The 13,927-nt window shown below is 67.6% G+C and carries 11 protein-coding genes; 8 read left to right on the top strand and 3 right to left on the bottom strand.

Going from position 1 to position 13,927, the window contains the following annotated elements:
* Positions 1-52: 52 nt before the first annotated feature.
* The gene (locus ACN9MZ_RS26865) at positions 53-1,711 is read left to right on the top strand and encodes an amidohydrolase (protein WP_426339860.1); all 1,659 of its coding nucleotides are present in this window, start codon (positions 53-55) and stop codon (positions 1,709-1,711) included.
* Positions 1,712-1,726: 15 nt separating this feature from the next.
* Here ACN9MZ_RS26865 and ACN9MZ_RS26860 read toward each other — a convergent pair whose 3' ends face one another.
* Positions 1,727-2,887: a hypothetical protein gene (locus ACN9MZ_RS26860; protein WP_426339859.1), complete on the bottom strand. Its 1,161-nt coding sequence runs from the start codon at positions 2,885-2,887 to the stop codon at positions 1,727-1,729.
* A gap of 12 nt (positions 2,888-2,899) precedes the next feature.
* Positions 2,900-4,549, bottom strand: a complete 1,650-nt coding sequence (locus ACN9MZ_RS26855) for a hypothetical protein (protein ID WP_426339858.1) — start codon at positions 4,547-4,549, stop codon at positions 2,900-2,902.
* A 137-nt stretch (positions 4,550-4,686) separates the two neighbouring features.
* On the opposite strand from ACN9MZ_RS26855, the gene hutU reads away from it, so the two are divergent.
* From hutU to ACN9MZ_RS26820, 7 genes are all read left to right on the top strand, one after another.
* On the top strand, positions 4,687-6,390 hold the full coding sequence (hutU, locus tag ACN9MZ_RS26850) for a urocanate hydratase (protein ID WP_426339857.1): 1,704 nt from the start codon (positions 4,687-4,689) through the stop codon (positions 6,388-6,390).
* 93 nt (positions 6,391-6,483) lie between these two features.
* Entirely contained in the window at positions 6,484-8,028 is a 1,545-nt protein-coding gene (gene hutH / locus ACN9MZ_RS26845) for a histidine ammonia-lyase (RefSeq protein ID WP_426339856.1), read from the top strand.
* 9 nt (positions 8,029-8,037) lie between these two features.
* Positions 8,038-8,835, top strand: a complete 798-nt coding sequence (gene hutG / locus ACN9MZ_RS26840) for an N-formylglutamate deformylase (protein ID WP_426339855.1) — start codon at positions 8,038-8,040, stop codon at positions 8,833-8,835.
* Entirely contained in the window at positions 8,832-10,199 is a 1,368-nt protein-coding gene (locus ACN9MZ_RS26835; protein WP_426339854.1) for a formimidoylglutamate deiminase, read from the top strand. The genes hutG and ACN9MZ_RS26835 overlap by 4 nt, the downstream gene beginning before the upstream one ends.
* Positions 10,196-10,780: a HutD/Ves family protein gene (locus ACN9MZ_RS26830; protein WP_426339853.1), complete on the top strand. Its 585-nt coding sequence runs from the start codon at positions 10,196-10,198 to the stop codon at positions 10,778-10,780. Before ACN9MZ_RS26835 ends, ACN9MZ_RS26830 begins: the two co-directional genes overlap by 4 nt.
* Positions 10,781-10,785: 5 nt before the next feature.
* The gene (gene hutI / locus ACN9MZ_RS26825) at positions 10,786-12,042 is read left to right on the top strand and encodes an imidazolonepropionase (protein ID WP_426339852.1); all 1,257 of its coding nucleotides are present in this window, start codon (positions 10,786-10,788) and stop codon (positions 12,040-12,042) included.
* Positions 12,043-12,044: 2 nt separating this feature from the next.
* Positions 12,045-13,649, top strand: coding sequence for a glycine betaine ABC transporter substrate-binding protein (locus ACN9MZ_RS26820; RefSeq protein WP_426339851.1), 1,605 nt, complete (start codon positions 12,045-12,047; stop codon positions 13,647-13,649).
* Here the strand turns inward: ACN9MZ_RS26820 and ACN9MZ_RS26815 are convergent.
* The gene (locus ACN9MZ_RS26815; protein ID WP_426339850.1) at positions 13,603-13,761 is read right to left on the bottom strand and encodes a hypothetical protein; all 159 of its coding nucleotides are present in this window, start codon (positions 13,759-13,761) and stop codon (positions 13,603-13,605) included. The two genes, ACN9MZ_RS26820 and ACN9MZ_RS26815, sit on opposite strands and share 47 nt — an antisense overlap.
* Positions 13,762-13,927 lie beyond the last annotated feature (166 nt).

The following is a 13,927-nucleotide window of genomic DNA, read 5'->3' as shown; positions in this document are numbered from 1 at the left end:
GTACACTCTGCTACGTCAAAAATCTTGCTATCGAATTCGAAAGGACTCGCCCATGCACTTCCGCCGCACCCTGCTGGCCGCCGCCACGCTGCTGGCCGCCACTGCCGCCAGCGCCGGCACCATGATCGACAACGCCAACGGCTACACGCTCAACGCCAAAGGCAAGCTGCTGCGGTTCCAGGCGCTGGCCTTCGACGACAGCGGCAAGCTGGTGGCAGTCGGCAGCACGCGCGAAGTAGCAGCCAGGGCCAAGGGTTTCAAGCGCATCGATGTGCAAGGCAAGACCGTGCTGCCGGGCCTGATCGACGCCCATGGCCACGTTTTCGGCCTCGGTGAAGTCGCCACCAGCGCCGACCTGTACAGCCCCCCTTCGCTGCAGGCGGCGCAAGCTTCCATCGCCAGGTTCGCGCAAGCCAACCCGCAGCGCAAATGGGTGATCGGCAAGGGCTGGAACCAGGAGACCTGGAAGCTGGGCCGCTTCCCGAATGTCGCCGAACTTGATGCAGTGGTCAGCGACCGTCCCGCTGCCATGGAACGCATCGACGGCCACGCCATGTGGGTCAACACCAAAGCGCTGGAAGCGGCCGGCATTACGAAAGACACGAAAGATCCCGAAGGCGGCAGGATTGAACGCGATGCCAACGGCAGCGCCACCGGCATCCTGGTCGACACGGCGATGGAATTCGTCTACAAGGTGCTGCCGAAACCCAGCGAGGCCGAAGCGCGCGCCATGCTCGATGGCGCGCTGGGCATCCTCTCCAGCGTCGGCCTGACCAGCGTGCACGATGCCGGCATCGACGCGGGCGCCGACCGCCTGTTCCGCGAGTACGCCGACCAAGGCCGGCTGTCGACCCGCGTGTATGCCATGATCGGCGACGTCGGCCCCGACTTCGAGCAACTGTCGAAGAACGGTCCGCTGCCTTCATACGCCGACGGCCATTACGCGCTGGCAGCCGTCAAGCTGTATTCGGACGGTGCGCTGGGCAGCCGAGGCGCAGCCCTGGTCCACCCCTACAGCGACGCACCGCACACGCGCGGCCTGCTGTTCAACAGCGATGCCGCCATCCGCGCCAAGATGGAAAAGGCCATGAAGGCCGGCTACCAGGTCAATGTGCACGCCATCGGCGACGCCGGCAACAAGCAGATCCTCGACAGCTTCGAGCAACTGGGCAAGCAGTACCCGCTGGCGGCCAAACGGCACCGCATCGAGCACGCGCAGGTGGTGCAGCCGGACGACATCCCGCGCTTCAAGCAGCTGGCCATCGTGCCGTCGATGCAGCCGACCCACGCCACCTCCGACCAGAACATGGCGGAGCAGCGCGTCGGCCCTGAGCGCATCAAGGGCGCCTACGCCTGGCGCACCTTCCTGAAGCAGGGCAGCCGCATCGCCTGCGGTTCCGATTTCCCGATCGAGTCGCCCAATCCGCTGCAAGGCATCCACGCTGCCGTCACGCGCCAGGACATGCAAGGCATGCCCAGCGACGGCTGGCACAAGGAGCAGGCCATGACGCTGGCCGAAGCCTTGCGCTGCTTCACGCTGGACGCGGCCTGGGCGGCGCACCAGGAGCACTCGGTCGGTTCTCTGGAGAGGGGCAAGTGGGCCGACTTCATCGTCACCGACCGCGACCTGTTCCAGGTCCCGGCTGAGGACATCGGCAAGATCGCCGTGCTGGAAACCTGGGTCGGCGGCAAGCAGGTGTTCCGCAAATGAGTGCGCCGGCCGCGCTCAGTGCGCACGCACGTAGTCGACGATGCGCGTGACCCAGAACAGCAGCACCAGCACGACCAGCGTCACCATCTTGGGCGACAGGCCGGTGTACCAGCGTTGCACCGGCTTCCACTCTTCGCGCTGGACGGCCGGCCTGACCTTGGCCGGGGCGGGCGCTGTCGTGGGCGGCGCCTTGCGGCAGTATTCGGTCCACCACTGGACAGAAGCGGCGTTGAATTCGTAATCGGCCAGGAACGGTGTTTTCGCCAGGTGCCGCAATACTTCGTGCATCGCTTCCAAATGGCTGCCGTGGCGCGCGAACGTGGCGAAGCGCGCCTCGTCGACGGGGCCGGAAACCAGCAGCATGGCCCGCACCAGCGGGTCTTCCTGCGACCACTGGTCGAACTGGCGCCGCCATTTGCGCGCGGCGTGGCGATTGAGCAGGCGCTGGATGTCCACCTGGTCCGGCAGGTCCTCGCCAGAACGCGAAGTCCAGGCCAGGGCGCCGGAGAAGGCTGGCACCATCTGCCAGCGCTGTTCGAAATGCTGCTCCAGCGTGCGCACGATGGCCGTTTCCAGCGCCGCGCGGAAGGCGCCGTTGCCCCAGCCCGGCTGCCGGTAACGGCGCGCCAGTTCGGCCCTGTGTTGCTCCGCGGGCAAATGTTCCAGCGCCTGGCACAGCATTGCCGCTGCTTCGTCCGGCGCCGGCGGTTGCGGGCCGGGGCGCAGTTGCGGACGTGCCGTGGCATACGATTGGGGGCGCGGGCCGGGCAGCCAGCGCTGGCTGTGCTGCTGCGCCAGCGCGGCCTCGCTCTCCGGCTCCAGGTCGAGCACCAGCGGCCGCGCCAGCGGCGCGTCCAGCGGCAGTTCGGGCACGGCCGGCAGGCTGGAGAACGGCGTGCGGGCCGCTGCCGGCGGCGCGCGCCGCGGCCGCGGCGGCAGGGGCGGCACCTCCGGTGCGTCGCCGACGGTATCCAGCACCAGCAGTGCGGGAAAACCGCCGGCCGACTGCGCCGGTTCCTGCGGCGCGGCCAGCGCCTGCTCGTACGCTTCGCGCAAGGCCTGGAAGCCGGCCAGGTCTTGCTCCGGGTCGATCTGCTTGAGGCGGGCCGCGTAGGCCAGCTTGATGGCGCGCGTGTCGCGCGTCGGCGCGATGCCGAGGGTGTGCCAGATGGTCATGGTGAGCGTGCCTTATACCGGCCAGCCATTGCGGCGGGCATGGGCTTGTACTTCGACCGTCCAGAAACGCTCCGGCAGCACCGTCACGATGCCGGGATAAGCGTCGTGGATCAGCAGCGGCACCAGGCCGCTTTGCAGGTAGCCGCCAGGCAGGTGCTTGCGGTCGAAGAAGATGGTGGCCAGGCGCAAGTCCGAGCTTGACAGGCGCAAGGGCAGCGGCAGGCCGAAGCTGCGCGTCATCTCATGCATCAGGTGGTCGGACAGGAAGGCCAGCCGGTGGTCCAGCGGGCGCGTGCCCTTGTAGTCGTAAATGGTGCTGGCAATCGGCCCCAGCTCTGCGCCGGTCGGGATGCCGCGCAGGTCGTACAGCACCTCGCCCGGGCAGTTGGCGTCGCCTTCCCGCCACATCAGGCTGTTGGCCTGGGTGATCTGGCCCCACACCAGGCGGCCGCCGAGGAACAGGGCGCCGACGTTCTGGAACCACAGCTCGATGCTGTCGCCGTCGACCCAGGACGGGCGCTCCGGCACCAGGTAGTCGGGATCGCTGCTGCGCGCCAGGTCGATGCGGCGCTGCACATGCTCCATATCGTCCTGCAGGCGCGGCGCGCGCGAGGCGGCTGCCATGCGCCCCAGCTCTTTGACCGTGGCGCGGAACTGGGCGCCGCTGCATGGCCCGAACAGGCGGTCCAGCAGCATGTGCAGCGGGAAGTAGACCTCGCTCTTGTTGAGCAGTCCGGCCAGCGCCAGGCGCGGCTGGCCGACGGCGTCGACCGCGATCGCGTGGGCCTGCTGCAACTGCCGCGCCGTGAACCAGTCGATGCGCGCGCCCGACTCCTGCGCCACCACGGTGCCGATGTAGAACGCCAGCACATGCAGGAAATTGCGGTTGGCGGGATGCGCCAGGAATTGCGCTTCATTGACCTCCAGCCTGGGCTGCAGTTGTTCCAGCAAGTGGTCGATGCGCAGCAGGCTGGCGGCTGACAGGTCCAGCCCGAGCTGGTACAGCGCCTTGCGATAGGCAATGCCGTGTTCGAAGGGGTAGCGTTCCACCAGCGCGTCGAGGTGGCGGCTGGCCAGCGCATTGCTGTCGGCGGCCGGGTCGTCGGCGCGCAGCGCAGGGCAGAGGGCATCGACCGCGCGCCGGGTCGCTTCGAACGCTTCCAGCGACGGCGCTGCCAGGCGGTCGTATTCGCGCGCCTGCTCCCATGCGCGGCCGTGGGGGCTCTTGCGCAGGGCGCGCGTAAAGCGCGGCAGCAGGTCGTCGGCCAGTTGGAGCAGGGCTGGCGGGCAGCGCTGCAGCTGGATCATGCCCGGAATGCACCGGCGCTGGGGGTTGCTGACATAGGGCAGGGCCAGCACCAGGCCGTGCAGCAGCCCGCTGGCGGCGCCGAATTCCACGAACAGGGCGCGCTCGGCCGGGCAATCGTCGAAGCGGGCATTCATCTCGAACAGCAGCACCTGGCTGGTGGCGCCGGCGCCATGCAGCTGGGCGCGCACTTCGGCCAGCGCCCCGCGCGGCTGCGCGTCGCGCGCCTGGCCAAAGTGGTCGCGCTCATATAGCGTGAAAGGCACGGGCTTGCCGGCCAGGATCAGCTGGTAGGCCTGCGCCGCAGCTTCACCCGCCAGGTCGATCAAATGGAAGTCGGGGTGCTCGAGCAGCATGGCGCCAGGCTGGAATTGTAAACGTGAAAGAAAAGTAGTGTACTTGCTAACTATTGACTCTGCAAGCCGCTAAAAACCAGTTGACTGGCTTGTATATACAACTTAGAGTGGCGCCATCAACCATTCAAGGAGCCGCCATGCCTACCAGCCTTGCCAACGATCCCCGCTACGACGCCACCCGCGACATCCGCGCCCCGCGCGGCCCGGAAATGACTTGCAAAACCTGGGGCGCGGAAGCGGCCTACCGCATGCTGCAGAACAACCTGGACAAGGAGGTGGCGGAGAACCCGAAACACCTGGTGGTGTACGGCGGCATCGGCCGCGCTGCCCGCAACTGGGAATGCTTCGACCAGATCCTCGCGTCGCTGCGGCAGCTGGAAGCCAATGAAACCCTCCTGATCCAGTCCGGCAAGCCGGTCGGCGTGTTCCAGACCCACGAAGATGCGCCGCGCGTGCTGCTGGCCAATTCCAACCTGGTGCCGAAATGGGCCAACTGGGAGCATTTCAACGAGCTCGACCGCCAAGGCCTGTTCATGTACGGCCAGATGACGGCCGGTTCCTGGATCTATATCGGCACCCAGGGCATCGTGCAGGGCACCTACGAGACCTTCGCCGAAGCGGGCCGCCAGCACTTCGGCGGCGACCTGAAAGGGCGCTGGGTGCTGACCGCCGGCCTGGGCGGCATGGGCGGCGCGCAGCCGCTGGCCGCCACCTTTGCCGGCGCCGTCTCGCTCAACATCGAATGCCAGCAATCGTCCATCGATTTCCGCCTGCGCACCCGCTACCTGGACAAGCAGGCCGCCAGCATCGACGAAGCGATCGAGATGATCAAGCAGCACAAGGCCAACGGCGACGCGCTTTCCATCGGCCTGCTGGGCAATGCGGCCGACGTGCTGCCGGAGCTGGTGCGCCGCGCCAAGGCCGGCGGCCTGGTGCCGGACCTGGTGACCGACCAGACCTCGGCCCACGACCTGGTCAACGGCTACCTGCCGCAAGGCTGGAGCGTCGAGCAGTGGAAAGCGGCCCAGGCCGACGCCGCGCAGCACGCGCGCCTGGTCGACGCTGCTGCCGCTTCCTGCGCCGTGCACGTGCAAGCCATGCTGGACTTCCAGGCGCTGGGCGCCAAGGTGGTCGACTACGGCAACAATATCCGCCAGGTCGCGCTCGACAAGGGCGTCAAGAACGCCTTCGACTTCCCCGGCTTCGTGCCGGCCTACATCCGCCCGCAGTTCTGCGAAGGGCGCGGCCCGTTCCGCTGGGTGGCCCTGTCCGGCGATCCGGAAGACATCTACAAGACCGACGCCAAGATCAAGGAGCTGTTCCCGCACCACGCCAACGTACACCGCTGGCTGGACATGGCGCGCGAGCGCATCGCCTTCCAGGGCCTGCCGGCGCGCATCTGCTGGCTGGGCCTGGGCGAGCGCCACATTGCCGGACTGGCCTTCAATGAAATGGTGAAGAACGGCGAACTGAAGGCGCCGATCGTGATCGGCCGCGACCACCTCGACACCGGCTCGGTCGCCTCGCCCAACCGCGAAACCGAAGGCATGCGCGACGGCACCGACGCCGTGTCCGACTGGCCGCTCTTGAACGCCATGCTCAACACCGCCGGCGGCGCCACCTGGGTCTCGCTGCACCACGGCGGCGGCGTGGGCATGGGCTACTCGCAGCACTCCGGCGTGGTGATCGTGGCCGACGGCACGCAAGCCGCCGCCAAGCGCCTGGGCCGCGTGCTGGTCAACGACTGCGGCTCGGGCGTGATGCGCCACGCCGACGCCGGCTACGAGTCCGCCATCGAATGCGCCAAGCGTAATAAACTGAACCTGCCGATGATCAAGTAAAACCGGTAAACCTGGGTCAGACCCAAGGGACTCGGCGTCCCCGTCAGACCCCGCCTTACCGGTTTGAAAGCAACCGAACCCGAGACACAAAACATGACCCAACAACTGACCCTGACCCCCGGCAAACTGACCCTGTCCGACCTGCGCACCGTCTGGAGCGCCCCCACCCCGATCGCCCTGGCGAAAGAAGCCTACAGCGCCATCGAAGGCTCCTGCCAAGCCGTGCAGGACATCGTCGCCAAGGGCGACGCCGCGTACGGCATCAACACCGGTTTCGGCCTCCTGGCCAAGACCCGCATCCCGGACGACAAGCTGGAGCAGCTGCAGCGCAACCTGATCCTGTCGCACTCGGTCGGCACCGGCGAACTGATGTCCGACGAAGTAGTGCGCCTCTTGATGCTGACCAAGATCAGCAGCCTGTCGCGCGGCTTCTCCGGCATCCGTCCGATCGTGATCGACACCCTGATCGCCCTGTACAACAAGGGCATCATGCCCGCCATCCCGGCCAAGGGCTCGGTCGGCGCCTCCGGCGACCTGGCTCCGCTGTCGCACATGACCCTGGCCATACTCGGCGTGGGCGACGTGCGCGTGAAGGGCGAGCTGGTGCAAGCGGCCGATGCCCTGAAAGCCGCCGGCATCGCCCCCGTGGTCTTGGCCGCGAAAGAAGGCCTGGCCCTGATCAACGGCACCCAGGCTTCCACCGCCCTGTGCCTGCACGGCCTGTTCATGGCCGAACGCCTGCTGGAAGCGGGCATGGTGACCGGCTCCATGTCGCTGGACGCCGCCAAGGGTTCCGACTCCCCGTTCGATGCCCGCATCCACGAAGTGCGCGGCCAGCCGGGCCAGATCGCCGCCGCCGGCATCTACCGCGAACTGGTGTCCGGCAGCGCCATCCGCGCCTCGCATCTGGTGGGCGACGAGCGCGTGCAGGACCCGTACTGCCTGCGCTGCCAGCCGCAAGTCATGGGCGCCTGCTGGGACCTGATCGCCAACGCCGGCCGCACCCTCTTGATCGAAGCCAACGCCGTTACCGACAACCCGCTGATCTTCCAGAACGACGACGGCCCGGTAGTGGTCTCGGGCGGCAACTTCCACGCCGAACCAGTGGCCTTCGCCGCCGACACGCTGGCGCTGGCCATCGCCGAAATCGGCTCGATTTCCGAGCGTCGCGTTTCGCTGCTGATCGACGCCACCCTGTCCGGCCTGCCGCCGTTCCTGGTGCGCGACCCGGGCGTGAACTCGGGCTTCATGATCGCCCACGTGACCGCCGCCGCGCTGGCGTCGGAAAACAAGTCGATCGCGCATCCGGCCTCGGTCGACACCATCCCGACCTCCGCCAACCAGGAAGACCACGTGTCGATGGCCACCTACGGCGCGCGCCGCCTGCACGATATGGCGCACAATACCGCGACCATCCTCGGCATCGAGCTGCTGGCGGCGGCGCAGGGCATCGACTTCCACCGCCCGCTGAAAAGCTCGGCGCAACTGGAACATGTGCACGCCCAGCTGCGTTCCAAGGTAGCATTCTTCGACGCCGACCGCTTCTTCGCGCCGGACATCGAGGCCGCCAAGCAGATGGTGGTGAACGGCGACCTGAGCGCCACTTGCAAGAGCCTGTTCAGCGCCCTGCATCCGTAAGGAGATTCCATGGATTACCGCTTCCAAGCAGGCAGTATTCCCTTGCTGGTGTCGATGCCCCACGTGGGCACCGACATCCCTGACGATATCGCCGCGGCGATGACGCCGGCCGCGACCGGCAAGGCCGACACCGACTGGCACCTGGTGCAGCTGTACGACTTCCTGGACGCGCTGGGTGCGTCCACCCTGTCGGCACGCTGGTCGCGCTATGTGATCGACCTGAACCGCCCGCCGGAAAACACCAACCTGTATCCCGGCCAGGACACCACCGGCCTGTGCCCGGTCGACACCTTCCACCGCGAGCCGCTCTACCAGGAAGGCAGGCAGCCGTCGCCGGCCGAGGTCGAGCGCCGCCTGGCGGCCTACTGGCAGCCCTACCACACCCAGTTGCGCGCGGAGCTGGAGCGCCTGCTGGCGATCCACGGCAAGGTGGTGCTGTGGGACGCCCACTCGATTGCCTCCGTGGTGCCGCGCTTCTTCGAAGGCAAGCTGCCGGACCTGAATTTCGGCAGCGCCGACGGCGCCAGCTGCGACCAGGCTATGACCGAAGCCATCGCCGGCGTGGCGCGCCGCGACGAGCGCTACACCGTGGCTGTCAACGGCCGCTTCAAGGGCGGCCATATCACGCGCTTTTATGGCAAGCCGGAGCAGGGCGTGCATGCGATCCAGCTCGAGATGTGCCAGTCCACTTATATGGACGAAACGGCGCCGTTCGGCTACCGCGCCGACCGTGCGGCCGAGGTGCAGCCGCTGCTGCGCCAGCTGGTGCAAACCGCCGCAGACTGGGTGCGCGGGGGGCGCCGATGAAAGCCCTGTTCGCGCACCATGCGCTGCTGGCCGACGGCTGGCGCAAGAACGTCCTGCTGCAGTGGGACGATCGCGGCAATTTCACCGCCGTGCAGGCCGACGCCGTGGCGGCGCCGGGCATCCCGAGCGCACGCCTGGTCATGCCGGGCATGGTCAACCTGCACTCGCACGCCTTCCAGCGCGCGCTGGGCGGGCTGACCGAAGTCGCGGGCGATTCGCAGGACAGCTTCTGGACCTGGCGCGACCTGATGTACCGCTTCGCGCGCAACATTACGCCGGAGCAGATGGAGGCCATCGCCGCCCAGCTGTACTCCGAATGCCTGCGCCACGGCTACACCTCGATGTGCGAATTCCACTACGTGCAGCGCGCGCCGGACGGCAGCATGTACCCGCAGGCGTCGGAAACGGCGCAGCGCGTGATTGCCGCCGCGCGCCAGGCCGGCATCGGCATCACCATGCTGCCGGTGCTGTATTCGTATGCCGGCTTCGGCGAACAGCCCTTGAAGCCCGAACAGGCACGCTTCCGCACCGATGCGCGCGACGTGCTGAAGGTCATCGGCGAGCTGGAACCGCTGCGCGACGCGCAGGTCGAAGTCGGCGTGGCGCCGCATTCGCTGCGCGCCGCCTCGGTGGCGCAGATCCGCGAAGTGCTGGACCACCTGCCCAAGGCGCGCCCGGTGCACATCCATATCGCCGAGCAGCAGGGCGAGGTGCAGCAGTCGCTGGACTATTCGGGCAGGCGCCCGGTGCAGTACCTGGTTGAAAACCTGCCGGTCGATGCGCGCTGGTGCCTGGTGCACGCCACCCATCTGACGCAAGATGAAGTGACGGCCATCGCGCACAGCGGCGCCGTGGCGGGCCTGTGCCCGACCACGGAAGCGAACCTGGGCGACGGCCTGTTCCCGCTTGAAAGCTTCCTGGCGCAGGGCGGCCGCTTCGGCGTCGGCAGCGACAGCCACGTCTCGCAAAGCGCGGTGGAAGAATTGCGCTGGCTCGAATACGGCCAGCGCCTGGCGCAGCAGCGCCGCAATATCGCGGTGTCAGGAAGCGAGCGCCGCGTCGGCGACTTCCTGTGGCAAGCTGCCTTGCGCGGCGGGGCCCAGGCGGCGGGCCGCCCGGTGGGTGCGCTCTCGGCCGGCAAGCGTGCCGACTTGGTAGTGTTGGACGACGACCACCCGAATCTTGACGGAATCGACGCCGCCGACATTCTGGGATGCTTCGTTTTCAGCGGAAATGATAATCTTGTCAGGGATGTGATGGTTGGCGGCCACTGGGTGGTACGCAACCGGGAGCACGTGGCGCAACCGGCCATCACCACGCGCTTCAAAAAGACGCTGGCCGAACTGCGCGAGCTACGAGCATGACTCAAATCATCCAGTATGCAAGCCTGCACGCCACGCCCTGGAAAAACGGCGGCGGCAGCACCACGGAACTGTGCGTGATGCCGCCGGGCGCCGCTTTCGACGCGTTCGAATGGCGCCTGTCGCTGGCCACCATCGCGCAGAGCGGCCCGTTCTCCGTGTTTCCCGGCATCGACCGTACCCTGACCCTGGTCGAGGGCGGCGGCGTGGTGCTGGACGTGGGCAACGAACGGCGCGTGGCGCTGTCCGAGCGCGAACCGGTGATCGCCTTCCCGGGCGAGAACGCCGTCACTGCCACGGTGGAAGGCGCGCCGACCACCGATTTCAACGTCATGACGCGGCGCTCCATCTGCAACCACCAGCTGGAACGGCGCACCATCCGCGACTTCTCCACGCTGGAGCGGCGCAGCCCGACCACCGTGGTGTTCCTGGCCGAGGGCGAGAGCCTGAACCTGGCCAGCGCCAGTGAACGCATCTCGCTGGTGCGCTATGATGCGGTGGTGCTGGACAAGGATGATGTGTGGACGCTGGAAGCGGGCCACGCCACCGTGTTCATCGTCGATATTTTCCCCAACGAAGAGTAAAACACATGGCCGTAGAGTGGGACCTGCTGATCACCAACGTGCACCTGGCCACCATGGTGGGCGAGGGCTATGGCGAAATCCGCGACGCCGCCATTGCGGTCGATAACGGGCGCATTGCCTGGATCGGGCGCCGCCAGGATGCGGCCGCGGCGGGCAGCGCGGCGCTGGAGCACGATGCCGGCGGCTGCTGGCTGACGCCGGGCCTGATCGACTGCCACACCCACATCGTCCACGCCGGCAACCGCAGCGACGAATTCGAGGCGCGCCTGAACGGCGCCAGCTACGAGGAGATCGCCCGTGCCGGCGGCGGCATCATGTCTACCGTGCGCGCCACCCGCGCCGCTTCCGATGAAGAATTGCTGCGCCAGTCCCTGCCGCGCATCGCCGCGCTGCTGGCCGAAGGCGTGACCACGCTGGAAATCAAGTCCGGCTACGGCCTGGATCTCGCCTCCGAAAGCAAGATGCTGCGCGTGGCGCGCCGCGTGGAGCAGGTGATGCCGGTGTCGGTGCGCACCACCTTCCTCGGCGCGCACGCGCTGCCGCCCGAATTCAGGGACCGCCCCGACGATTACGTCGACGCCGTGATCGGCATGATCCCGGTGCTGGCTGACGAGGGTCTGGCCGATGCGGTGGACGCCTTCTGCGAGCGCATCGGCTTCACTGCCGCCCAGACCGAGCGCATTTTCGCCGCCGCGCGCGAGCATGGCCTGCCGGTCAAGCTGCATGCCGAGCAGTTGTCCGACCAGGGCGGCGCGGCCCTGGTGGCGCGTTTTGGCGGCCTGTCGGCGGACCACCTGGAGCACCTGTCGGACGCCGGCATCGCCGCCATGGAAGCCGCCGGCACCGTGGCCGTGCTGCTGCCGGGCGCCTACTACTTCCTGCGTGACACGACGCCGCCGCCGATCGCCGCCTTGCGCGCTGCCGGCGTACCGATGGCAGTCGCGACCGACAACAATCCCGGTACCTCGCCGATGACGTCCCTGCTGCTGGCAATGAATATGGTGTGCACGCTGTGGCGCCTGACGCCGCTCGAAGCGCTGGCCGGCTGCACCATCCACGCCGCCCGCGCGCTGGGCCTGGACGGCGAGGTCGGCACGCTGGAAGCGGGCAAGCGCGCCGACTTCGCGCTGTGGCAGATTGCCCGCCCGGCCGACTTGTCCTACGCCTTCGGTTTCAACCCCTGCGTCGCCGTGGTCAACCGAGGCGTCTGGCGCGACTCTGTGGTCGGCATTCCAGCCATCGCTGCCGCCGCAGGCGCCTGACCTTGCTGCGCCGCCCCGCCACAGTCCTGCCGGCCCTGGCGGCCGCCGCCCTCCTTGCCTGCAGCGCAGCGGGCGCCGCGAGCACCGGCGCCACCGGCGCCACGGACGCCACCCTACGCATCGGCTCCAAGCGCTTCACCGAGTCCTACATTCTTGGCGAGTTGCTGGCGCAAACCGCCGCGGCGCAGGCGCGGGTCGAGCACAGGCAGGGCCTTGGCAACACAGCGATCGTGCTGGCCGCGCTGAAGTCCGGCAGCATCGACGTCTATCCCGAGTACACCGGCACGATCAGCCTGGAAATCCTGAAGCACGCGCAGCCCGCCACGCTGGAGCAGATGCAGCGCGAACTGGCCGCGCAAGGCCTGGGCGTGGCCATCCCGCTTGGCTTCAACAACACATACGCACTGGCGGTGCGCGGCGAAGCGGGCAGCCCGCGCAAGCTGAGCGAGCTGGCAGCACAGCGCGACCTGCGTTACGGCCTGTCGCACGAATTCATCGGCCGCGCCGACGGCTGGCCGGGCCTCGCCAGGCAATACGGCATTGGCGCCGCGCCGCGCGGGCTTGACCACGGCATCGCCTATGAAGCGCTGGCGCAGAAGCAGGTCGACGTCATCGACATCTATTCCACCGATGCCAAGATCAGCCAATACGGCCTGCGCGTGCTGGAAGACGACCGCAGCTACTTCCCGCGCTACGAGGCCGTCCTGCTGTATCGTCTCGACGCTGCCCGGCGCTTCCCGGCCGCCTGGAAGGCATTGCGCGCGCTCGAAGGCCGCATCAGCGCCACCGACATGATCGCCATGAACGCCGCCGCAGAACTGCACGGCCAGCCGTTCGCCGCCATCGCCCGCGATTGGCTCAGGCGCCACCCTGTTTCCGCCCCGGCCTCCATCAGCGCGGACGACGCATCGCGCGCCGTCGCGGCCCCGGCCGGAGGCGCGCCAGCCAGCGTCCCGACACTCTGGCGACGCCTTTTTGCAGACGATTTCTGGCCCCAGACCCGCCAGCACATCGTCCTGGTCGCGCTGTCGGTGGCAATGGCCAGCGCCGTCGGCATCCCCCTTGGCATCCTGGCCGCCTACCGCCCAAGGCTGCGCCAACCAGTGATGGCCGCCGCAGGGATCCTGCAAACCATCCCCTCGCTGGCCCTGCTGGCCATGCTGATTCCGCTGCTGGGCACAATCGGCACCATGCCAGCCCTGTGTGCGCTGTTCGTCTACGCGCTGCTGCCGATCATCCGCAACACCTGCACCGGCATCAGCGGCGTGCCGCAAGGCCTGAAACAGGCCGCCGAAGCGCTAGGCCTGCGCAGCATGCAGCGCTTGAAAGAAATTGAACTCCCGCTGGCTGCACCGGTCATCCTGGCCGGCGTGAAAACCGCAGCCGTGATGAGCGTGGGCACCGCCACCATTGCCGCCTTCATCGGCGCCGGCGGCTACGGCGAGCGCATTACCACCGGCCTGGCCCTGAACGACAACACCCTGATGCTGGCCGGCGCGTTGCCGGCAGCCGTCCTGGCCCTGCTCACGCAGGGGCTGTTCGAGTGGATGGAAAGGGGATTCAAAGCATCAGCAGCCGCGCGCGCACCTGCTCGGCTTCGTGCGTGAGTACTTGCTCTGCTAATGCATCATTGGCCCGCTGCGCCGCCAGCACCTGCAATTCCCGCGTGTAGCGGCCCAGCAGAAAGCGCAAATAGGCCCGATAAACAGCTTTCAACATCGTCAGTCTCCACCGAGGCGGGACTGTCCATTCTGCGAGTTTCCCCAGAGAATGTATTGAGCTAGATCAAATGTAAGCCAGGTAAGAATTTGTAAGTGACAAAGCACGGTCGGGGCAGGGCGACTATATTGAAACCGTCGATTCATCTCCCCTCCCAACTGACACC

This window comes from Pseudoduganella sp. S-14 (genome assembly GCF_049913285.1).
Classification (GTDB): Bacteria; Pseudomonadota; Gammaproteobacteria; order Burkholderiales; family Burkholderiaceae_D; genus Rugamonas.
Note: the sequence above shows the minus strand (reverse complement) of the source record. Positions and strands in the feature narration are given on the sequence as shown.

Coding starts and splice junctions, on each gene's coding strand:
- hutH (WP_426339856.1), top strand. CDS start 6,484: ATGACCCAACAACTGACCCTGACCCCCGGCAAACTGACCCTGTCCGAC.
- hutU (WP_426339857.1), top strand. CDS start 4,687: ATGCCTACCAGCCTTGCCAACGATCCCCGCTACGACGCCACCCGCGAC.
- ACN9MZ_RS26865 (WP_426339860.1), top strand. CDS start 53: ATGCACTTCCGCCGCACCCTGCTGGCCGCCGCCACGCTGCTGGCCGCC.
- ACN9MZ_RS26855 (WP_426339858.1), bottom strand. CDS start 4,549: ATGCTGCTCGAGCACCCCGACTTCCATTTGATCGACCTGGCGGGTGAA.
- ACN9MZ_RS26835 (WP_426339854.1), top strand. CDS start 8,832: ATGAAAGCCCTGTTCGCGCACCATGCGCTGCTGGCCGACGGCTGGCGC.
- ACN9MZ_RS26860 (WP_426339859.1), bottom strand. CDS start 2,887: ATGACCATCTGGCACACCCTCGGCATCGCGCCGACGCGCGACACGCGC.
- ACN9MZ_RS26815 (WP_426339850.1), bottom strand. CDS start 13,761: ATGTTGAAAGCTGTTTATCGGGCCTATTTGCGCTTTCTGCTGGGCCGC.
- hutG (WP_426339855.1), top strand. CDS start 8,038: ATGGATTACCGCTTCCAAGCAGGCAGTATTCCCTTGCTGGTGTCGATG.
- ACN9MZ_RS26830 (WP_426339853.1), top strand. CDS start 10,196: ATGACTCAAATCATCCAGTATGCAAGCCTGCACGCCACGCCCTGGAAA.
- hutI (WP_426339852.1), top strand. CDS start 10,786: ATGGCCGTAGAGTGGGACCTGCTGATCACCAACGTGCACCTGGCCACC.